We start from the raw sequence: 19,813 nt of genomic DNA on the forward strand, positions 1-19,813 counted from the left end.
TATCCTGACCGAAAGAAACTCAGCCGGCGTCCGGATGGGCCGGTGTCGCGACGGCTTCCCAGATCGGGCCGAGATCCTTCATCTGTGCCTCGATGCACTCGACATCGAGCTGGATGGCGGCGCCTTCGGAGAAATGCAGGGTGACTTGCCCGGCCGGCCCATCGCTCTCGGTGAAGGTGACGGCGAGCAGGCTGAGCACGGCGCCCTCGGCCGCCGCGATCTTCGTGCTGCGCGCAGCCGTCACGCGCTCGAAATGCAGGGCAGAGAGCCGGCGGCGCTTCTGGCCCTGGGTCGCGCCTTCCCAGTCGAAGCGACGCAACGCCAGGGCGAAACGCTTCTCGGCCGACAGATAGGCGATATCCCCGCGCTTCAGCACCGCATCCTGCAGATGCGCCGAGATCACCGACAGATCTTCGGCATCCAGCGCAATCAGTTTCAGCGGCTCGGCGACGGGATCGGACATGCGCCTTATCTGGCGGGGGCGTGGCCCTGCGTCAACCGCTGATGCGCTCGATCTGGGCGCCGCAGCGGCCGAGCTTGGTCTCCAGCGCCTCGAAACCACGATCGAGATGATAGACGCGGTTGATCATGGTCTCGCCCTCGGCGACGAGGCCGCCAATGACGAGCGAGACCGAGGCGCGCAGATCGGTCGCCATCACCGGCGCGCCGGTGAGCTTCTCGACACCGTCGACATAGGCGGCATCGCCGTCGAGCCGGATCTTCGCGCCGAGCCGGGCGAGTTCCTGGACGTGCATGAAGCGGTTCTCGAAGATCGTCTCGCGGATGCGCGAGGTGCCCTTGGCCATGGTCATCAGCGCCATCAGCTGGGCCTGGAGATCGGTCGGAAAGCCCGGGAACGGATCGGTGGTGACATCGACCGGCTCGAGCGCCGCGCCATTGCGGCGGACACGAATGCCTTCATTGGTCTCCGAGATGTCGACGCCGGCCTGGCTGAGAACATCGAGCCCCGCCTGCAGCAGATCGGCGCGCGCCCCTTCGAGCAGGACGTCGCCGCCCGTCATCGCCACCGCCATCGCATAGGTGCCGGTCTCGATCCGGTCCGGCAGGACGGCATGGTGCGCTCCACCGAGACGCGAGACGCCCTGGATCGTGATCCGTGACGTCCCCGCTCCCTCGATCTTCGCACCCATCTTGTCGAGGCAGGCGGCGAGGTCGACCACTTCCGGCTCACGCGCCGCGTTCTCGATGACGGTGGTGCCGTCGGCCAGCACGGCGGCCATCAACGCGGTATGGGTGCCGCCGACCGTCACCTTCGGGAAGACGATCTCGGCACCCTTGAGGCCTTTCGGCGCGCGGGCCAGCGCATAGCCGCCTTCGATGGTGATCGTCGCGCCGAGACGCTCCAGCGCCATCAGCAGGAGATCGACCGGGCGGGTGCCGATGGCGCAGCCGCCGGGCAGCGACACCTTGGCCTCGCCCATGCGGGCGAGAATCGGCGCGATCACCCAGAAGCTCGCCCGCATGGTCGAGACCAGGTCATAGGGCGCACAGGTGTCGACGATCTGGCGCGCCGTCAAAGCGACGGTCTGACCGGTCTCGGCGCTCTGGCCGATGCGCTTGCCTGCAACCGACCGATCGACGCCGTGATTGGACAGGATGCGCGAGAGCGCGCTGACGTCGGAGAGCCGCGGGACATTGGTCAGCGTCAGCGTCTCGTCGGTGAGGAGACTCGCGATCATCAGCGGCAGAGCCGCGTTCTTCGCACCGGAAATCGGGATCACGCCATTGAGGCGCTGGCCGCCGGTGATGCGGATACGGTCCATCGGGCTCGTCCTGCAGGACGGCCGGCAGAGACGCCGGCCGGAAAAGGGGGATCAGGACCGGGGAGGTTCGGCCTGGGCGGGCGGTATCTGGTCCTCGGCCGGCGTGTCCGAGGTGCGCCGAGCCCGGGCCTGCGCCTTGCGGCGCTTCAGATTCTCGCGGAGGGCGGCAGCGAGGCGCGCCCTTCTTTCATCATCGGCTTCGGTCTGGCGGCTCAAGGCGTCAGCTCGTTGGAAGGCCTGCAGTCATATGGCGGCAGGTGTTGGTTCATGGTTAGCCGCTCGGCCCGGTCCGGACAAGACGCAGGCGAATAGCTGCGTCTTCATGCACGACCGATTGCGGCACAACTGCGACGCCGGTGGTCTCCAGATGGGACAGCCCTGTTCCGAGCACCCACCCGCCACTGCTTTCCGCGGACAAAGTCACACCGCTCCCGGCCCCTTCGCCGGCACGTCGGCGCACATCACAAAGCGTTGCGTCGATTGGTAAAATTTTCCTTATCTCGGCAACCCTGACCGAATGATGGTACGGTGGCACGCCCATTGCGTGCATCGAGGAAAATGATGCGGGGCTAGCGAAACAACCAAAGGGCGCGGTTCTCGCTGGTGAGCCGACTTGAGACGTAATCGATAAAACTTAAGGAAATTAACCATTTCCGGCAGTTTGCGTTTACAGATTATTAACTTTGTCTACCCTCGGCGGCGTCGAGGGGTGCGATGCGAGGCGGAGACAAGACGATGTTTCAGAGCTATGCACCCACGGCTGGCGGCCAGGCCGCAACCGAGCTCATCGACGGAGACGTGATCGAGGCGATCCGCCACCACGCCGGCTTCCTGCCGGAGGTCCAGCTCGCCTATGAGCCGGAGCTGCGCCTGCTCTGGGTCACCATCAAGCCGGAGCTGAAGCCGGTCTTCACGCTGCAACTGCTCGAGAGCCTGGGCAAAGTGCAGCAGGCCATCATCGATCTCTGGGGTGCGTCGGAGCAGTACCACAACGCCCCGGTGCGTTTCCTCGCCTTCCGCGGCACGGGGCCGTTCTTCACCCTCGGCGGCGATCTCGATTTCTATCTCGACTGCCTCGCCAAGAACGACCGTCCCGCTCTGGCGGAGTATGCCCGCCTCTCGGTCGAGGACGCGCTGCGCAACGCCAGCGGCCTCAACGGCATGGTCGTCACCCTGTCGACGATCCACGCCAAGGCGATCGGCGGCGGCATCGACGCACCGCGCTCATGCAACGTCATGATCGCCGAGGAGCAGGCTTCGTTCGTTTACCCGGAGATCAAGTTCAACCATTTCCCGATCACGGCCGTCGGGCTCCTGTCGCGCCGGATGGGGCAGCGTGCAGCCGAGCACATGCTGCAGTCAGGCGAGGAGATGAGCGCCGCAGAGTTCATGGCCGCGGGCGGGCTGGAAGCAGTGGTGCCGGCAGGTACGGGCGAGGACTGGCTCCGCAAATATGCCGCCGACTCGCTGCCGATCCACGCCGCCAGGACGGCGCTGTTCTCGGCGTTCAACCGCCGCGCCGGCAATCTGCGCGAGGAGCTCGAATATCTCGGCCAGCTCTGGACCGATTGCATGCTGCGCCTGCACCCGAGCGCGATCTCGAAGCTGCAGCGCATCGCCCAGACGCAGGACCGCATGCTTTCACGCGTCTATCAGCGAGCCCCGGAAGAGCGGTTCGCGGGCGCCGGCGCAGGCGCAGCCTGAGCTGCCCGCGAAAAATCGGCGCGGCCGGCGGCCGCGGCGATTATGCGACTCCACCGCGTAACTCTCATGAAACTTTTACCTTTCCCTCTTAAAGCCGTTAGGTGCGGCATAGGATAGGTTGTTCAGCCGCCTCTCCGGAGACCGTCAAAAGGCAGGAGCGGATGGCGGGAGTGCCGAACCGGTTGCGCAACGCCGGCGCAGACAGGGCGATCGCGGAGCAGCCGGCCGACCATGACGGCCGGAGCGCGGTCGATCTTGTCGATTATCGCCTGCTCGTCTCCTCGCTCTTCTCCTCGCCGGGCTCGATCATTCCCGGCGGCATTGCGGGGATTCTGACGCCATTCCTGTGCTGGATCGCGACCGGGGCCGAGCGGTTCATGGCGCTGACGCTTTGCGTCGCGCTAGTCGTCGTCATGCGGATCATCACGGTGGTCCGCTATCGCCGGCTCGACCACGCCGAGGATACGCTGGCGCAGACCAGGCGCTGGGACCGGGAGTATTTCCTCGGCGCGACCGTGTTCAGTGCGGTCCTGGGCTTCAGCTGCTATGCGGCGCTGGCCTGGACCGACGATCCCGCCGCTCACATCACCTCGGTATCCTCGACGATCGCGCTCGCCTCTGGCTATGTCGCGCGCAATGCCGGACGGCCGAAATTCGTCGCCGTCCAGCTCCTGACCTTCTGCGTCCCGATGGCGATCGGCCTGATCCAGGCGCAAAACCCTTACTACCAGTATATCGGCTATTTCGCCTTTCTCTATGTCGGCGCAAATATCGCGATCACCAACTCGCTGCACCGCAATCTGCTGGCGCTGAGCGACGCGACCAAGCAATCCAAGGCGCTGGCGACCGCCTTGCGCTCGCAGAACCTGACGCTCGACGCCGCTCTCAACACGATGATCCATGGCCTGGCAATGTTCGACCGCAAGCTTGATCTTGCGGTCTCGAACGCGCCGCATGCCGCTCTCTACGGGGTTCCCGAGACGCTGGCGCTACCGGGCACGCCGATCAGCGCGATCGCCCGTTTCCTGGTCGAGCGGCAGGTGATGACACCCGAGCAGGTGCGCGACATCAAGGCGGCGCTCGACGGCGTCCGGACGACGCAGCAGGCGGCCATCTACGAACTGCAGTCGCGCAATGGCCGGATGCTCATCGTCACCATCGCCCCCGCGGCCGAAGGCGGCGTGCTGATGCTGACCGAGGATGCGACGGAGCGGAAGGCTACCGAGGCGCGGATCGAGCAGATGGCGCGCTTCGACGAGTTGACCGGGCTCGCCAATCGCTTCGAGTTCAACACCCACCTGGCCGACGCCTTCCGTCGGCACGAGCGGACAGGCGAGACCTTCGCGCTGCTCTATATCGATCTCGACGGCTTCAAGCAGGTCAACGACAACCTCGGCCATGATATCGGCGACCGCGTCCTGATCCAGACCGCCGAGCGCCTGAAGAGCACGATCCGCCACAACGACCTGCTGGCGCGCTTCGGCGGCGATGAATTCGTGCTGATCCTGCCGGCAACCGATGTCGCGACGGTCCGGATGATCGCGCAACGCATGATCGAGACGATGGACCGCGCCTTCGAGCTCGAGACCAAGACCGTCTATGTCACCGCCAGCATCGGCATCGCGCTCGCGCCGGCCGACGGCGCAACGCCTGCCGACCTGCTGCGCCATGCCGATACGGCGCTCTACAAGGCGAAGGCAGCCGGCCGCAACACCGCAACCTTCTTCGACCCGGCCATGGCCGAAGAGATGCTCGAGCGCCACGAGATCGAAGTCGATCTGCGCCAGGCCAGCGCCGAGGGCGCGCTCGAGCTGTACTACCAGCCGATCATCGACCTGCGCACGCAGGAGATCGTGACGCGCGAGGCGCTGATGCGCTGGCGGCACCCGACGCGCGGCATGGTGCCGCCTGGCATCTTCATCCCGATCGCCGAACAATCCGGCCTGATCGCCGGCATGGGCGACTGGGCGATCCGCCAGGCCTGCCGCGATGCGGCGAAATGGCCCGATCCCGTCGGTGTTTCCGTCAATATCTCGCCGCTGCAGTTCCGCGAGCCCCGCCGCATCGTCGAGACCGTCAAGAATGCGCTGCTGCTTGCCCATCTCGCGCCTGGTCGCCTGACGCTCGAGGTGACGGAATCGCTGCTGATCGAGGACAACAAGACGACGCTCGAGGTCATCAACGAATTGCGCGGGATCGGGGTGAAGTTCGCGCTCGACGATTTCGGGACGGGCTATTCCTCCCTCGCCTATCTCTCGACCTATCCGTTCTCGCAGGTGAAGATCGACCAGAGCTTCAGCCGTGACGTCAACAGTGACGAGGCCTCGAAGGCGGTCATCGAGGCGGTGTGCCAGCTCGCCAGGCGCCTATCGATGAACGTGGTCGTCGAAGGCATCGAGACGGAAGCGCAGCGCATGGCGGTGCAGTTGCTCGGCGCCCAGCGGGCGCAAGGCTACCTGTTCGGCCGGCCGCAACCGGTGTCGGAGTTCGGCAAGGACGAGCCCCGCAAGATCGCCTGAAGCCAGGCGTCCAACCATCGTCCTGCCCAAATTGGCCGCTTCCACGCTGGTATTGCAACGGCGCGCTTGATTCCGCCGATGCGGCAACGCATCTGCACGAGCAGGCTAGAGCAGGATGCGAAGAAGCGGGAACCGGTTTTTCGCATTGATCCTGCTCTAACCCTTTGATGAGAGCCGGAGACGTGGCGTGAGCCAAACTGCCAGCCCAGCCGCCAGCAAGGAGCCGCTGACGCCTGATATCTGCGTCATCGGCCATGGCCCGGGCGGGCTTGCGGTCGCGACAGCCGCCGCGCTGTTCGGCGTTCGAACTGTCCTCATTCGGCATGACGGGAGCGAGCTTCCTCCAAACGAGGGCGCTCGCGGCCAGGCGTTACGCGCCGCGGCCGGCCAGGCGCGGGCCGTTGCAGGCGCCGCGTCCTTTGGCCTTGCGGTGGATGCGGCCCAGATCGACTATGCCCGTGTCCGGGCTCATCTCGACCACGTTGCAGCCAGATCAGCCACGAACGACTCGGATGAGCGCCTCACCGCCCTGGGCGTCATCGTGCTCAAGGGCGAGGCGCGCTTCCAGAATCGCCATCAGATCGCCGTCGGCGAGATGGTGATCAGAGCGCGGCGCTTCGTCGTCGCGACCGGCTCGCTGCCAGCACCACTTTCGATCCCGGGTCTCGCCGACCTGCCCTATCTGACCGAGGACAGCATCTTCGATTTGGCGAAGCGGCCGGACCGGCTGATCGTGCTCGGCGGGACGGCAGCGGCGGTCGAGCTGACGCAGGCGATGCGCACATTCGGAAGCGAGGTCGCCCTGATCGCGCGGGAGGGCCTGCTGCCCGACGAGGATCCGGAAGCGGTTGGCGTGCTCAGGCGCGCTTTGCTCGGGGACGGCGTCACCTTGCATGAAGGCCGGCCGATCCTGCGTGCCGAGAGCCACCGGCAACGGCCACGCCTCGTGCTCGACGGCGGCATCAGCATCGATGGCACGCACCTCCTGGTCGCGAGCGGGCGCAAGCCGAACGTTGCCGGGCTAGAACTCGACCTTGCGGGCGTTCGCGCCGACGATACAGGCGTCATCGTCGACGCCTCGCTGCGCGCCGCCAATCGCCGCATTTACGCCATCGGCGCCTGCGCCGGCGGCGCGGCCGCCGGGACGACCTCCAGCCACGCCGCCCAGCATCAGGCCGGGCTCGTACTTCGCAATGCCCTGTTCCGTCAGCCGGTGCGCTTCAGACCGGAACAGGTGCCGCGCACGGTTCATGGCCGGCCGGAACTGGCGAGCGTCGGCTTGAGCGAGGCCCAGGCGCGCGCGCAGGGCGCGGTCCGGGTGCTGCGCTGGCCTTATGCCGAGAGCGGGCTCGCCCAGGCCCAACGGCAGACGGAGGGGCTGATCAAGCTGGTGACCGACCGCAAAGGCACCATCCTCGGCGTCGTCATCGCTGGGGCAGAGGCCGCCGAGCTGATCGCGCCATGGGCCTTGGCGGTGCAGAAGCGGATGAATGTCAGGGAGATGGCCGGACTCACCGTTCCGTCCCAAAGCCTGTCCGAGGTATCGCAGCGGGTGGCACTCTCCTTCCAGGCGCCGCTCGCGGCAAAACCGAGCATTCGCCGACTGATCGGCTTTCTGCGCCGTTTCGGATAGATTGGCTCTTGATGTCGCCAAGACGGTTCGATCCCAATGCCCTGTCGATCAGCGTTCCGCGCGGGCCGACGCAGCTCGGCCTGTCGGCCAAGCTGCTCGTCCTGACCATCCTGTTCGTCATGCTGGCCGAGGTGCTGATCTATCTGCCCTCGGTCGCAAATTTCAGGCGCAACTGGCTGAACGACCGGCTGGCGGCAGCACAGATCGCCGTGCTCGTGCTTGAGGGTGCTCCGGCTGAAGGCATGCCCGAAGGTAGCGAGGAGCGGCTGCTCGCCGGTGTCGGCGCCTCCGCCATCGCCGCGCGTGTCGGTGGCGCGCGGCGCCTGCTCAGCCTCGACTCGATGCCCCATGAGGTCGCCAAGACCGTCGATCTGCGCGACCAGAGCTGGATGCAGTCGATCCTGGAATCGGTGGCGACACTGGTCAGCCCGTCGCACGAGATGCCGATCCGGGTGGTCGGGCAGGCGGTCGGCGCCGCCGACTTCGTCGAGATGGTCATCGACGAACGGCCGCTGCGGCGGGCCATGCTGAAGTTCTCGGTCAACCTGACGCTGGTCACGCTGGTCATCTCGATCCTGACGGCGGGGCTGGTCTATCTCTCGCTCAATTGGCTGATCGTGCAGCCGATCCGGCATCTCGCCGCCAATGTGATGGAATTCGAGCACGACCCGGAGAATCCGCGCCGGATCATCGAGCCGACGCTGCGCGCCGACGAGATCGGCGAAGCGCAGCGGGCGCTGGCGCGCATGCAGGCTACGCTCGCAGACGATCTTCGCGCCAAGAAGCACCTCGCCGAGCTCGGGCTCGCCGTCAGCAAGATCAACCACGACCTGCGCAACATGCTGGCCGCGGCGCAATTGATGTCGGACCGGCTGACCGAGACGCGCGATCCGAAGATCAGGCGTTTCGCGCCACGGCTGATCGCGACCCTCGGGCGCGCCATCGACTTCTGCCAGGCGACGCTCGCCTATGGCCGGGCCACCGAGGCGAACCCGGCGCTGCGCGATGTGGCGTTGCGCCAGCTCGTCGCCGAACAGGCCGAACTGCTCGGCCTCGGCGAGAACGGCACGATCGACTTCGCCAACGACGTACCGGCCGAGGTGATCGCGCCCTGCGATCCCGATCAGATGGCGCGAGTGCTCTCCAATCTGATGCGCAACGCGATCCAGGCGCTCGACAGCGTCGCGGAGGCTGGCGAGCGGACACCGGCGCTCAGGATCAGCGCCGGCCGGCGTCATGAGGAGATCATCCTCCGCATCGCCGACAACGGGCCGGGCGTGCCGCCGCGGGCCCGCGACAACCTGTTCCAGGCCTTCCGTGGCTCGGTCAATCCCGGTGGCACCGGGCTTGGCCTAGCCATCGCCGCCGAACTGGTGCGGCTGCATGGCGGCATGATCGCGCTCGAACCATCCGAGACCGGCGCAATCTTCACGGTATCTCTGCCGGCGCAGCGCGTATTGGCCTGAGACCTCCTAAGTACCGGCTTTGCCCGAAAACCGGTTCCCACTTTTCGGGCCGATGCTCTACTGGCTCGCCCAGATCACCCGCGCCATGAAGGCGATTTCGGCGAGCGCCAGCACGCGGTCGGAATGCTCGGGGTTGAGCGAGGCGAGCTCGACCGTCTTCGCCGTCTGGCGCCTGAGCTGCTTGGCCAGCACCTCACCCTCGACGGTCTTGACCACGACCCGGTCGCCGCGGCGGATGGCGGCACTGGGCGAGACGATGATGGTGTCGCCGTCGCGATAGAGCGGCAGCATCGAATCGCCGGCGATCTCGAGCGCATAGGCTTTCTCGTCCTGCAGACCCGGAAAGGCGACCTCGTCCCAGCCCGAGCCGAGTGGGAAGCCGCCATCGTCGAAGAAGCCGCCGGAACCCGCCTGGGCGAAGCCGATCAGCGGAATCGTACGCGCCGGCGGCGCGCCGCGCCTGATCACGTTCATGAACTCGTCGAAGGAGGCGCCGGTGGCGGCGAGAATCTTGGCGATCGATTCGGTCGAGGGCCAGCGCTCGCGTCCGTCGGTGCCGATGCGCTTCGAGCGGTTGAAGGTGGTGGCGTCGAGCCCGGCCTTGCGGGCCAGGCCGGACGGGGAGAGGCCATAGCGCTGGGCGAGCGTATCGATCGCGCTCCAGATCTGGTCATGGGACAGCATCGCGGAGAGGCCTCTTTCCTGATGGTGCCGACTCGGCGCTAGGCGGGGATAGATATAGGAAATATCCCCTATTCGATAAGAATTCAATCTGCTTCTCTGCGTCAAGCGCTACAGATGGCGGTTTTTTTGACCGCGAGTGGCGCTCCGGCAAAGGCGAGCCGGCATCCAGGCGAAGAAATCCCCGAAGCACCTCGATGCGGCACGGTTTCCGCTTTTGTCGACGGCCCGCAAGCGATATGCCCGGCACCATGCCGCTCATCTACAAGATCTGTCCCGAGGCGCTCTGGCGCGAGGCCGAGACTGCAGGCCTCTTCAAGGGAGCGCCTGTCGACCTCGCCGACGGCTTCATTCACTTCTCGACCGGGGCGCAAGTCCGCGAGACCGCGGCCAGGCACTTCGCTGGCGTGGATGGCTTGCTGCTGATCGCCATCGATGACGCGACGCTTGGCGAGGCCCTGCGCTACGAGCCATCACGCGGCGGGGCAATGTTCCCGCATCTTTATGCCCCACTCGATCCGAAGCAGGCGCGCTGGATCGCGCCGTTGCCCCGCGGTGAAGGCGGCCATGTCTTTCCGGAGGATGTCGCGTGATCGGAGCGTTGTTCGGCCTGGCGCGGCCCCTGATCCACAAGCTCGACGCCGAGCAGGCCCACCGGCTGACGATCGCGGCGCTGGCGGCCGCACCGCCGCTGCGGCCGGCGGCCGATCCGCCGTCGCTCGCGGTCGAGGCTTTCGGCCTGCGCTTTGCCAACCCGGTCGGCCTCGCCGCCGGCTTCGACAAGAATGCCGAAGCGGTCGATGGCGCGCTCGGGCTCGGCTTCGGCTTCGTCGAAGTCGGTGGCGTGACGCCGCTGCCGCAGCCCGGTAATCCGCGCCCGCGCGTCTTCCGCCTGCCGGAGGATGAGGCGGTGATCAACCGCTACGGCCTCAACAGCGAGGGCATGGAGGCGGTCGCGGCAAGGCTTCAGGCGCGGCGGAAGAAGGGCGGCATCGTCGGCGTCAACCTCGGCGCCAACAAGGATTCGTCTGACCGCAGCGCCGATTATGCGACGCTGGCGCGCAGGCTCGCGCCGCTCGCCGATTTCTTGACTGTCAACGTCTCCTCGCCGAACACGCCGGGCCTGCGCGACCTGCAGGCCGAGGACGCGCTCGACGACCTGATCGCGCGCACGCTCGCCGCCCGCGACGAAGTCGCTGCCGGCGGCAAGCCGACGCCAGTGCTGATCAAGATCGCGCCCGACCTCTCCGTGGCCGAGCTCGACGGCATGGTCGCGGTCGCGCGCCGCCGCAAGGTCGACGGGATGATCGTCTCGAACACGACGATCGCGCGGCCGGACAGCCTGCGCAGCACAAACAAGGCCGAGACCGGCGGACTTTCGGGCAAGCCGCTCTTTTCGGCCTCGACGCGCATCCTCGCCGAGACCTTCCTGCGGGTCGAACGCCAGTTCCCGCTGATCGGCGTCGGCGGCATCGATTCCGCCGAGACCGCCTTCGCGAAGGTCCGGGCCGGGGCGAGCCTGGTGCAGTTCTATTCGGCGATGGTGTTCAAGGGGCCGGGGCTGGTTGGCGAGGTCAAGCGCGGGCTCGATATGCAGATGCGCAAAGCCGGACTGCCGCGGCTCGACGTGCTGGTCGGGCGCGATGCCAAGGCGATCGCGCGCGGAGAGGCGCTCTGAAACCGCAAATTCGGCTGGCCGATATGGGTCGGAAGCGGAAGTTGTCGCGAAGGTAGTAAGATGCAATCATCCACGCCTCATTGACCGGACAATCGTGGCCGACCACACGCATCCACCACCGCCGGACAACCGCCTCGACTTTGGGTGCGGGACCTTCTTTTTGCTGTGGTTCGTTATTTTCCCGCTAGTGGGATGGATTGTCTATCCTCTTGGAAAGGCGACCTTTGGCAGCTCTTGGCCCTACTTGTTCATGGCTATCTTAGGTGCGGTGTTGCTTTGGCCCATCCTGCGGCGTCTCAGAGAGGCATTCGAGGATGAGCAAGTGCATCGCCCAAAGGACGGCGAATGAGAGCGCAATCAACTGCGTCTGACGGCTTCCGCTATGGGTCGAAAGCTTTGTCCTTCGCCTCTGCCCCTATCGCTTCGAGGCGAACAGGCGACTGATCAGCCAGAGCGGCACGACGACCAGTGCGCCGGCAAGCGCCCAGCCGCCGACCTCGCGGACCGCGTCGAAACCCATATCGGTGATCGAGCGGACGAAGCGCAGCGCCGAGTCGAAGAGACCGCGTGGCGACAGGCCAAGAAAGGCCATCGCGGCGCCGACCAGGAGCGAGATGAAGAACAGGCGCACGAGGACGCTGAGGACAGAACCGCCCAGAAAACGCTCGGTGCCACCGCCATTGGCCATGGAAATCCCCTTACGGATAGACAGCGAGACAAAACCCGCTCGCGGTTGAACCTGCGCTGAACGCCGCCGTCAACCGCTACGCACTCAGTTCGTCGCCGAGGCGCCCTGCACGGCCCAGCCGGCACCGGCGATCTTGGCGGCGGCGATCACAGCCTGTGTGCGGCTGTCGACATTGAGCTTGGTCAGGATCGCCGAGACATGCGCCTTGACCGTCGCCTCGGAAACGCCGAGCTCATAGGCGATCTGCTTGTTGAGCAGCCCCTCCGACAGCATCATCAGGACGCGCACCTGCTGCGGCGTCAACGTGGCGAGGCGGCGGACCATGTCAGCCGTCTCGTGGTCGACCGGGGCGGAGAGATCGACGCCGGGCGGGGTCCAGACGCCGCCGTCGAGCACGGCCTGGATCGCCTCGCCCATCTGCCCGACCTCGGCGGTCTTGGGCAGGAAGCCGAGCGCGCCGAACTCGATGCAGCGGCGGATCACGGCCGGATCGTCATTGGCCGAGACGACGATCACCGGAATCTCGGGATGGGCGGCGCGCAGGAAGAGCAGGCCGGAAAAGCCCTGCACGCCGGGCATGGAGAGATCGAGCAGGATGAGATCGGTGTCCGAGGCCTCGGCGAGCGCCTGGCCGAGCGCCTCGAGCGAACCGACCTCGCTGACCTCCGAACCGGCCAGCGCATGCGACACCGCCTGACGCAGTGCGCCGCGAAACAGCGGATGATCGTCCGCGATCACGATCCGGGTCGACGGCTGACGACTCATTGCTGGCATTTCCTCCCATCCATCGCCGCGCAGTCTGGCCCTGCGCGGTCGCGATCTCAAGCGCCACCGCCGGTTTCGGCGGGGACGATGCCCGATCATCGCGATGTCGCGCAGATCGAGTGCGGCCGCAACGCAGTCGCGACTTGGCCTTTCGGTGGGAAATTACGTCTTTAGTACACATTCTTTCGTCGACCCACTTCGATTAACCTATCGTTAGGCGGTTGGGGACCGGACGGGCACGAATCACGAGAATCCGACAACAGCCAGAACTGCGAAAGAAGAAACAATAAATCTCTCGGGAGAAACGTTTCATGGATTCGCAAAAGGAAGACCACCACTGGCAAAGAACAAGCAAGTTGATGCTTGTCATGATGGCGCTATGGCTGTTCTTTAGCTATATCGTCCACATGTTCGTGACGCCGCTCAACGGCATCAAGATCTTCGGCTTCCCTCTTGGCTTCTATATGGCCTCCCAGGGATCTCTCATCGCTTTCGTCGTGATGTTGTTCTGGTTCGCCAAGGCGCAGGACAAGATCGATCGCGACGCAGGCGTAGCTGAAGACGATTGAGCCGGGAGGGCTGCGATCATGTCGAGCGAAACACAGGCCGGCTCCGGTGGCTTCACCGCAAGCCTCGGCCGCATCTACGGGATTTATACGGGCGGATTCGTCGCCTTCATCATTCTGGTCGCCATCCTGGAAAAGGCCGGCGTCCCGAACAAGATCCTCGGCTACATGTTCGTCGGCTTCACCATCCTGGTCTATGCCTTCATCGGCATCATCTCCAGGACGGTCCAGGTCTCGGAATATTATGTCGCCGGGCGCTCCGTACCGGCCTTCTACAACGGCATGGCGACCGGTGCCGACTGGATGTCGGCGGCGTCCTTCATCGGCATGGCAGGCTCGCTCTTCCTGCTCGGCTATGACGGCCTCGCCTTCGTGCTCGGCTGGACCGGCGGCTATGTGCTCGTCGCGGTGCTGATCGCGCCGTTCCTGCGCAAGTTCGGCGCCTATACCGTGCCCGACTTCCTGTCGGCGCGCTATGGCGGCAACGTCGCGCGCTTCCTCGGCGTGATCGTGCTGCTGGCCTGCTCCTTCACCTATGTGGTGGCGCAGATCTTCGGCACCGGCCTGATCGCGCAGCGCTTCCTCGACATGGACTTCACCGTCGCCGTCTATGTCGGTCTCGCCGGCATCCTGGTCTGCTCGATGCTCGGCGGCATGCGGGCGGTGACCTGGACGCAGGTCGCGCAGTACATCGTGCTGATCGTCGCCTATCTGGTCCCGGTGGTCATCCTGTCGGCACAGAAATACGGGCTGCCGATCCCGCAGCTCACCTACGGCCAGGCCTTGCAGGAGATCACAGCGCTCGAGCAGAGCTTCCTGCAGAACAACCTCGCCACCGCGGCCACGCTCAAGCCGCACACGACGCCGTTCCTGAACTACAGTCCGGCGAACTATTTCGCCCTGATCCTGTGCCTGATGGTCGGCACCGCCTCGCTGCCGCACGTGCTGATGCGCTACTTCACCACGCCGTCCGTGCGTGACGCGCGCATCTCGGTGGCCTGGTCGCTGCTGTTCATCTTCCTGCTCTACTTCACGGCGCCGGCCTATGCGGCGTTCTCGAAGCTCGAGGTCTACTCGACCCTGATCGGCAAGAACCTCGCCGACATGCCGCAATGGGTCTTCAGCTGGGGCAAGCTCGGCCTGGTGACGATCTGCGGCAAGGCGGCGGAAAGCGTCCAGGCGATCACGGCGGCCTGCGGTGCGGTCAGTGGCCATACCGGCGTGCTGCGCCTGCAGGACTTCGGCATCAACACCGACGTGGTGGTGATCTCGACGCCCGAAATCGCCGGCCTGCCCTATGTCATCACCGGCCTCGTCGCGGCCGGCGGCCTTGCCGCCGCGCTCTCGACCGCGGACGGGCTCCTGCTCGCCATCGCCAATGCGCTCTCGCACGACGTCTACTACAAGATGATCGACACGAACGCGCCGACGGCACGCCGCCTGATCGTCTCGCGCGTGCTGCTCGTCGTCGTGGCGGTGCTGGCGGCCTACACCGCCTCGACCAGGCCTTCGGACATCCTCGCCATGGTGTCCTGGGCCTTCTCGCTGGCGGCGGGCGGGCTGTTCCCGGCACTGGTGCTCGGCATCTGGTGGAAACGTGCCAATTCGGCAGGCGCCATCGCCGGCATCACGGTCGGCTTCGGCCTGACGCTGTTCTACCTGGTGGTCAGCCGCTACTATCCGCATCTCGGCGTGCAGTATTTCGGGATGAGTTCGCTGCTCAACCCGGTCAACAACGCGCCGCTGATCTCGCCCGAGAACATGGCGAAGTTCCTGGCCGATCCGGCGATCGCCAGCGGCCCGGCGCTGGTCACCAACCCGCTCGCCTCCAAGGTCGGCTGGTTCAACATCAACAACATCTCCTCGGCGCTGTTCGGCCTGCCGGCCGGCTTCCTGGCGATGTACGTCGTGTCGATGCTGACCGCCGCGCCGTCGAAGGCGATGATGGACTTCGTCGATGCCTGCCGGCGCCCGCGCGGCGGCACGATCATGGAAGAGAAGACGAGCTGATCGCCTTCTGGCCCTGAACACCAACGAAGGGGCGGGACTTGCTTCCCGCCCCTTCCCGTTCACACTGCCGCTAACCGAGATTTCGCCGCGCCCGGCCGGCCACAGGAGAAAGCTGCTTGACCGATTCCGTCGGGTTCTGGGTCTTCCATCTGCCCAATCTCATGCTGGCCGCGCTGATCTACACGCTGCTCGGGCGCTACATCCTCTCCCTGTTCTTCCCACCCGACAGCGACAAGGTGATCTGGCGCGTCTTCTGCCAGATCACGGATCCGATCCTGAGCCTGGTGCGGCTGGTGACGCCGGCGCTGGTGCCGATGCCGCTGCTCAATCTGTTCGCGATCGTCTGGCTGTTCCTGCTGCGCTTCCTGCTGTTCTACATCGTCCGGATGCTCGGGCTCCTGCCCGCGGCCACGGGGTGACGCCATGAACCAGACCACAGATAATGGCGATGATCGCGACAGACTGGTGCGGCAGGACGGGCTGCTCGTCGGCATTGCCGGCTTCTCGCTGCTCTCCGGCATGCATTTCTCGCCCTATTTCGATCCTGCCTTCATCCTGGTGAAGTTCCTGCTGGCGCCGTCCTTCTTCGTCTCCTCGCCGATCCTGCTGTATTATTTCACCTCGCTCTTCGTCTCCGTCGCCTGCCTGATCCTCGCCGGCGTCCCGGCCGCGATCTTCGAGCGCCTCACCGGCCGACGGAATAGTGATGCGGCCTCGCTTGGCATCTGGCTGGTCGGAGTGCTTATTCTGGCGCTGCCGGCGGTGACGGGGTTCTAGAAAGGAACCTCCGACCGCCCTCCGCATTGGAAGCCGCATGTCGAGCGCTGGCGATCCGGACAAGGCCGACCCGCTGCGGCGCCTGCGGACGCTCGCGGAAATCTCGACAGCGCGCGCCTGCGGCTTTGCCGGCCTTGCCACCTTCTGCCTGATGGTCGGCCTCTCCGGCAGCCCGCCGGCCGCGCTCAAGGCTGGCGGCTATTGCGCGCTCCTCGTCGTCGTCGTGCTGCTCATGCTGGCACAGCAGGCGCCGCTGCGGCCCTACAAGCGTACCGAGATCTGGCTGATGCTCGACCAGGCGGAGCGCCTGCCGGAAGCCTACGCGCAGGGCGTGTTCGCGCGGGTGCGCCGTGAAACCTTCCTGCGTTTCGCCGCCTATCACGCGATGGCTGCCACGCTCCTGCTCGCAGCGGCCTTCTTGATCCGCTGAGCCCTCCGCATCAGCCGCCCGCCGGCAGCAACGCCTCCAGCGTCTCGATCCGGTCAGCCTCGGCCGGCGGCTTGTCCCAGCGGATGCGGTTGATGCGGGGAAAGCGCATGGCGATGCCGGATTTGTGCCGTGTCGAGCGCTGCAACCCCTCGAAGGCGACTTCGAAGACGAGGCCGCTCGACACCGTGTGCGTCACCTCGCGCACCGGCCCGAAACGGTTCAGCGTATTCTTGCGGACATAGCGGTCGATCTCGATCAGTTCCTCGTCGGTGAAGCCGAAATAGGCCTTCCCGACCGGCACCAGTTCGTTGGCGCCCGCTTCCCCAACGCGCCAGACGCCGAAGGTGTAGTCGGAATAGAAGGAGGAGCGCTTGCCGTGGCCGCGCTGGGCATACATCAGCACGCAATCGACCAGCCGCGCATCGCGCTTCCATTTGTACCAGTAGCCCTTCGGCCGCCCCGGCAGGTAGGGCGAGTCGAGCCGCTTCACCATGCAGCCCTCGACCGCCTCCGCATCGGGGCCGGCGCCAGCGCTGGCCGGATCGGCGCGGGCTGCCGTCAGCTCATCCCAGCTCGAGAACGCTATGGTCGGCGAGAGATCGAAGCGGGCGCTGTCGAGTTTGCCGAGGAAGGCCTCAAGCCGGGCGCGCCGCTCCGTATACGGGTGGGCACGCAGATCGTCGTCGGCCTCGGCCATCAGGTCGTAGGCGCGGATATGGGCCGGGAACTCGGCCAGCATCTTCGCCGTCACCTGCTTGCGGTTGAGCCGCTGCTGCAGCGTGTTGAAGCTCTGGACGACGCCGTTGCGCATCACCAGCAACTCGCCGTCGATCGCGCCGTCCTCCGTCAGCGCCTCGGTCAGATCCGGGAAGGCAGCGCCGATATCCTCGCCGGTGCGCGAATACAGCCTGACGACGCGGCTGCCGTCGGGGCGCGTCCCGGCGACGGCCTGGACGCGGATGCCGTCCCATTTCCATTCGGCGGCGAATTCGCCGGCATCGAGCTTGTCGAAATCGCCGTCCTCGATCGCATGCGAGAGCATGACCGGGCGGAACGGCGCCGGATCGGTCGCCTCGGGACGTGGCGCCCTGCCCTCCAGCCAAGCGAACAGCGCCGTATAGGGCGGCTCCAGCCCATGCCAGACCTGCTCGACCTCATCAGGCGCGATGCCACCCAAGCTCGCAGCGGCGGTCTTGGCGAGGCGGGCGGAGACGCCGATGCGCAAGGCACCGGTGATCAGCTTGAGCAGGGCCCAGCGGCCGGTCTCGTCGAGCGCATCGAGCCAGGAGGCGATCAGGCGCGGCATCTCGGTCTTGCCGGAGTTGCGCAGGCCGGCGACGACATCGGGAAGCGTGAGTGGGGCGCGGTTGTGGCCGGGCGAAGCGATCGAACCAGCCTGGCTCTTCTCTCCCCCCTTGTGGGGGAGAGATAGAGAGGGGGGTATGCCGCGCTCGACATCGCTCGTGCTTGCCTCAGTCGGTCCTGAGCCTTCGATACCCCCCTCCCAACCCTCCCCCACAAGGGGGGAGGGCCTAATCGCGCGCTCTTCATGAGGTGGATTAGGCCACATCAGCGCGACGGTCTCGGAGAGATCGCCGACATAGTCATAGGAGAGCGCGAACAGGACAGGATCGGTGCGCTCCGCGATCAGGGCGCGGATCAGGCCGGGCTTGGCGTTCTGGAACACCAGCCCGCCGGTCATCGCCGCGAGCGCATAGCCGCGATCGGGATCGGGCGTGGTGCGCAGGTAATCGGCGATCAGCGCGAGCTTGCCGTTGCGGCGCGGCTCATAGGCGAGGCGGTCGAGCAGCCAGGCGAAGCGGTTCATGGCGACGCCTCAGTCGACGTGGCTTCCGTCGGCTTGGCGTCCGGCTCGGCTTCGCCCTCGTCGCCATAGCCGACGAGGTGCAGCGGCGTGCCCTTCAAGCCGACCGTGCCGCACCAATGCGCCAGCGCCTCGGCCTCGCCATGGGTGATCCAGATCTCGCCGGCGCCGACCTCGCGGATCGTCGCCTGGAGATCGTCCCAATCGGCATGGTCGGAGATGATCAGCGGCAGCTCGACGCCCTTCTGGCGGGCCCGTGCCCGCACCCGCATCCAGCCCGAGGCGAAGACGGTGACCGGATCGGGAAAGCGGCGCGACCAGAGGTCCTGGATCGCGCTCGGCGGGCAGATGACGATCTCGCCGGCAAATGCCTTGCGTTCCTCGGCCTTGCGCTCGCCGGGATCGACCTTGCGGATCTCGCCGAGCGGGATGCCCTGCGCCTGGTAGAGCTCGGTGATCTTCTCGACCGCGCCGTGGATATAGAGCGGCCGCTCGTAGCCAGCCTCGCGGATCAGGCCCATGAGCCGCTGGGCCTTCCCGAGCGAATAGGCCCCGACGATATGCGTGCGCTCCGGGAACAGCCGGACGGAATCGACCAGCTTGGCGGTCTCGGCATGAGCCGGCGGATGGCGGAACACCGGCAGGCCGAAGGTCGCCTCGGTGATGAAGACGTCGCAGGTGACCGGCTCGAACGGCGCGCAGGTCGGATCGCGCTCGCGCTTGTAGTCGCCGGAGACGACGATGCGCAGGCCCTTGTGCTCGACCACGATCTGGGCCGAACCGAGGACATGGCCGGCCGGGACGAAGCGGAAATCGACTGCGCCGATGCGGATGGTCTCGCCCGGCGCCGCTGGCTGTTGCGTCCCGGTGAAAGCCTCGCCATAGCGCAGCGCCATGATCGCCAGCGTCTCTGATGTCGCCAGCACGGCGCCATGGCCGGCGCGGGCATGGTCGGAATGGCCATGGGTGATCAGCGCCCGCGCCACTGGGCGCACCGGATCAATGTAGATATCGGCCGGCGGGCAATAGAGCCCGGCCGGAGTGGGCGTCAGGAGCTCGGAAGGCTTCATCGTCTGGCCAGTGTCATTTGGCTCGGTTAAGAGCCTCCAACAGAACCTGAATAGGTCTGGACGCCGGCAATTCGTCCGTTCCGCCAGGAGCGGTGCGCGGCCGATACCTATCGGTATCGGCAAGCGGCGCGACGCCGCGGACGGGCGAATTCCCGGCGCCGAAGGTGGGCCTTGGAGGGCCGCCTGCGGTGTCGAATCTGCTCGCCGATATCGAAGG

Annotated in this window: 18 protein-coding genes; 11 read left to right on the top strand and 7 right to left on the bottom strand. The window is 66.1% G+C overall.

Annotated elements, in window-relative coordinates; all coding sequences use genetic code 11:
- Nucleotides 1-19: 19 nt before the first annotated feature.
- Complete coding sequence (locus ACSQ24_RS21175) at nt 20-463, bottom strand: DUF2948 family protein (protein WP_436096587.1); 444 nt, start codon at nt 461-463, stop codon at nt 20-22.
- Nucleotides 464-494: 31 nt separating this feature from the next.
- The gene (murA, locus tag ACSQ24_RS21180; protein WP_436096588.1) at nt 495-1,784 is read right to left on the bottom strand and encodes a UDP-N-acetylglucosamine 1-carboxyvinyltransferase; all 1,290 of its coding nucleotides are present in this window, start codon (nt 1,782-1,784) and stop codon (nt 495-497) included.
- A 735-nt stretch (nt 1,785-2,519) separates the two neighbouring features.
- On the opposite strand from murA, the gene ACSQ24_RS21185 reads away from it, so the two are divergent.
- The 4 genes from ACSQ24_RS21185 (at nt 2,520) to ACSQ24_RS21200 (ending at nt 9,106) form a co-directional block, all read left to right on the top strand.
- Nucleotides 2,520-3,488, top strand: coding sequence for an enoyl-CoA hydratase-related protein (locus tag ACSQ24_RS21185; protein ID WP_436096589.1), 969 nt, complete (start codon nt 2,520-2,522; stop codon nt 3,486-3,488).
- A gap of 170 nt (nt 3,489-3,658) precedes the next feature.
- The gene (locus ACSQ24_RS21190; RefSeq protein ID WP_436096590.1) at nt 3,659-6,007 is read left to right on the top strand and encodes a putative bifunctional diguanylate cyclase/phosphodiesterase; all 2,349 of its coding nucleotides are present in this window, start codon (nt 3,659-3,661) and stop codon (nt 6,005-6,007) included.
- A 187-nt stretch (nt 6,008-6,194) separates the two neighbouring features.
- A complete protein-coding gene (locus ACSQ24_RS21195; protein ID WP_436096591.1) occupies nt 6,195-7,640 on the top strand; it encodes a dihydrolipoyl dehydrogenase family protein in 1,446 nt (481 codons plus the stop codon).
- Between the two features lie 11 nt (nt 7,641-7,651).
- Nucleotides 7,652-9,106 (top strand): sensor histidine kinase, encoded by a 1,455-nt coding sequence (locus ACSQ24_RS21200; RefSeq protein ID WP_436096592.1) that lies wholly within the window; start codon nt 7,652-7,654, stop codon nt 9,104-9,106.
- A 57-nt stretch (nt 9,107-9,163) separates the two neighbouring features.
- On the opposite strand, the gene ACSQ24_RS21205 is transcribed toward ACSQ24_RS21200, so the two are convergent.
- Nucleotides 9,164-9,790, bottom strand: a complete 627-nt coding sequence (locus ACSQ24_RS21205) for a S24 family peptidase (RefSeq protein ID WP_436096593.1) — start codon at nt 9,788-9,790, stop codon at nt 9,164-9,166.
- 248 nt (nt 9,791-10,038) lie between these two features.
- Between ACSQ24_RS21205 and ACSQ24_RS21210 the strand changes: the two genes are divergently transcribed.
- Both ACSQ24_RS21210 and ACSQ24_RS21215 read left to right on the top strand, forming a co-directional pair.
- Nucleotides 10,039-10,380, top strand: a complete 342-nt coding sequence (locus ACSQ24_RS21210; protein WP_436096594.1) for a DUF952 domain-containing protein — start codon at nt 10,039-10,041, stop codon at nt 10,378-10,380.
- Complete coding sequence (locus tag ACSQ24_RS21215; RefSeq protein WP_436096595.1) at nt 10,377-11,465, top strand: quinone-dependent dihydroorotate dehydrogenase; 1,089 nt, start codon at nt 10,377-10,379, stop codon at nt 11,463-11,465. The genes ACSQ24_RS21210 and ACSQ24_RS21215 overlap by 4 nt, the downstream gene beginning before the upstream one ends.
- Nucleotides 11,466-11,880: 415 nt before the next feature.
- Here the strand turns inward: ACSQ24_RS21215 and ACSQ24_RS21220 are convergent, their stop codons facing one another.
- Together ACSQ24_RS21220 and ACSQ24_RS21225 are read right to left on the bottom strand one after the other, a co-directional pair.
- The gene (locus tag ACSQ24_RS21220; RefSeq protein ID WP_091833930.1) at nt 11,881-12,153 is read right to left on the bottom strand and encodes a DUF6460 domain-containing protein; all 273 of its coding nucleotides are present in this window, start codon (nt 12,151-12,153) and stop codon (nt 11,881-11,883) included.
- An 84-nt stretch (nt 12,154-12,237) separates the two neighbouring features.
- Complete coding sequence (locus tag ACSQ24_RS21225; protein WP_436096596.1) at nt 12,238-12,918, bottom strand: response regulator; 681 nt, start codon at nt 12,916-12,918, stop codon at nt 12,238-12,240.
- Nucleotides 12,919-13,229: 311 nt separating this feature from the next.
- On the opposite strand from ACSQ24_RS21225, the gene ACSQ24_RS21230 reads away from it, so the two are divergent.
- The 5 genes from ACSQ24_RS21230 (at nt 13,230) to ACSQ24_RS21250 (ending at nt 16,701) form a co-directional block, all read left to right on the top strand.
- A complete protein-coding gene (locus tag ACSQ24_RS21230; RefSeq protein ID WP_436096597.1) occupies nt 13,230-13,487 on the top strand; it encodes a DUF4212 domain-containing protein in 258 nt (85 codons plus the stop codon).
- Nucleotides 13,488-13,505: 18 nt separating this feature from the next.
- Nucleotides 13,506-15,494, top strand: a complete 1,989-nt coding sequence (locus ACSQ24_RS21235; RefSeq protein ID WP_436096598.1) for a sodium:solute symporter family protein — start codon at nt 13,506-13,508, stop codon at nt 15,492-15,494.
- Nucleotides 15,495-15,610: 116 nt separating this feature from the next.
- The gene (locus tag ACSQ24_RS21240) at nt 15,611-15,913 is read left to right on the top strand and encodes a YggT family protein (protein ID WP_436096599.1); all 303 of its coding nucleotides are present in this window, start codon (nt 15,611-15,613) and stop codon (nt 15,911-15,913) included.
- 4 nt (nt 15,914-15,917) lie between these two features.
- Nucleotides 15,918-16,271, top strand: a complete 354-nt coding sequence (locus ACSQ24_RS21245) for a hypothetical protein (RefSeq protein ID WP_436096600.1) — start codon at nt 15,918-15,920, stop codon at nt 16,269-16,271.
- A gap of 37 nt (nt 16,272-16,308) precedes the next feature.
- Nucleotides 16,309-16,701: a hypothetical protein gene (locus tag ACSQ24_RS21250; RefSeq protein WP_436096601.1), complete on the top strand. Its 393-nt coding sequence runs from the start codon at nt 16,309-16,311 to the stop codon at nt 16,699-16,701.
- Nucleotides 16,702-16,711: 10 nt separating this feature from the next.
- On the opposite strand, the gene ACSQ24_RS21255 is transcribed toward ACSQ24_RS21250, so the two are convergent.
- Together ACSQ24_RS21255 and ACSQ24_RS21260 are read right to left on the bottom strand one after the other, a co-directional pair.
- Nucleotides 16,712-18,529: a cisplatin damage response ATP-dependent DNA ligase gene (locus ACSQ24_RS21255; RefSeq protein WP_436096602.1), complete on the bottom strand. Its 1,818-nt coding sequence runs from the start codon at nt 18,527-18,529 to the stop codon at nt 16,712-16,714.
- Nucleotides 18,526-19,596, bottom strand: coding sequence for a ligase-associated DNA damage response exonuclease (locus tag ACSQ24_RS21260; RefSeq protein ID WP_436096603.1), 1,071 nt, complete (start codon nt 19,594-19,596; stop codon nt 18,526-18,528). The genes ACSQ24_RS21255 and ACSQ24_RS21260 overlap by 4 nt, the downstream gene beginning before the upstream one ends.
- Nucleotides 19,597-19,813: the final 217 nt, after the last annotated feature.

Origin of the sequence: Allobosea sp. LjRoot237, from assembly GCF_964253285.1 — a bacterium.
In the GTDB taxonomy this organism is placed as follows: Bacteria; Pseudomonadota; Alphaproteobacteria; order Rhizobiales; family Beijerinckiaceae; genus Allobosea.

What these genes read in the sequence shown, in the direction of transcription:
- murA (WP_436096588.1), bottom strand. Translation starts at nt 1,784, where the DNA reads ATGGACCGTATCCGCATCACCGGCGGCCAGCGCCTCAATGGCGTGATC.
- ACSQ24_RS21185 (WP_436096589.1), top strand. Translation starts at nt 2,520, where the DNA reads ATGTTTCAGAGCTATGCACCCACGGCTGGCGGCCAGGCCGCAACCGAG.
- ACSQ24_RS21260 (WP_436096603.1), bottom strand. Translation starts at nt 19,596, where the DNA reads ATGAAGCCTTCCGAGCTCCTGACGCCCACTCCGGCCGGGCTCTATTGC.
- ACSQ24_RS21210 (WP_436096594.1), top strand. Translation starts at nt 10,039, where the DNA reads ATGCCGCTCATCTACAAGATCTGTCCCGAGGCGCTCTGGCGCGAGGCC.
- ACSQ24_RS21255 (WP_436096602.1), bottom strand. Translation starts at nt 18,529, where the DNA reads ATGAACCGCTTCGCCTGGCTGCTCGACCGCCTCGCCTATGAGCCGCGC.
- ACSQ24_RS21220 (WP_091833930.1), bottom strand. Translation starts at nt 12,153, where the DNA reads ATGGCCAATGGCGGTGGCACCGAGCGTTTTCTGGGCGGTTCTGTCCTC.
- ACSQ24_RS21230 (WP_436096597.1), top strand. Translation starts at nt 13,230, where the DNA reads ATGGATTCGCAAAAGGAAGACCACCACTGGCAAAGAACAAGCAAGTTG.
- ACSQ24_RS21175 (WP_436096587.1), bottom strand. Translation starts at nt 463, where the DNA reads ATGTCCGATCCCGTCGCCGAGCCGCTGAAACTGATTGCGCTGGATGCC.
- ACSQ24_RS21205 (WP_436096593.1), bottom strand. Translation starts at nt 9,790, where the DNA reads ATGCTGTCCCATGACCAGATCTGGAGCGCGATCGATACGCTCGCCCAG.
- ACSQ24_RS21225 (WP_436096596.1), bottom strand. Translation starts at nt 12,918, where the DNA reads ATGAGTCGTCAGCCGTCGACCCGGATCGTGATCGCGGACGATCATCCG.
- ACSQ24_RS21200 (WP_436096592.1), top strand. Translation starts at nt 7,652, where the DNA reads ATGTCGCCAAGACGGTTCGATCCCAATGCCCTGTCGATCAGCGTTCCG.
- ACSQ24_RS21235 (WP_436096598.1), top strand. Translation starts at nt 13,506, where the DNA reads ATGTCGAGCGAAACACAGGCCGGCTCCGGTGGCTTCACCGCAAGCCTC.
- ACSQ24_RS21245 (WP_436096600.1), top strand. Translation starts at nt 15,918, where the DNA reads ATGAACCAGACCACAGATAATGGCGATGATCGCGACAGACTGGTGCGG.
- ACSQ24_RS21250 (WP_436096601.1), top strand. Translation starts at nt 16,309, where the DNA reads ATGTCGAGCGCTGGCGATCCGGACAAGGCCGACCCGCTGCGGCGCCTG.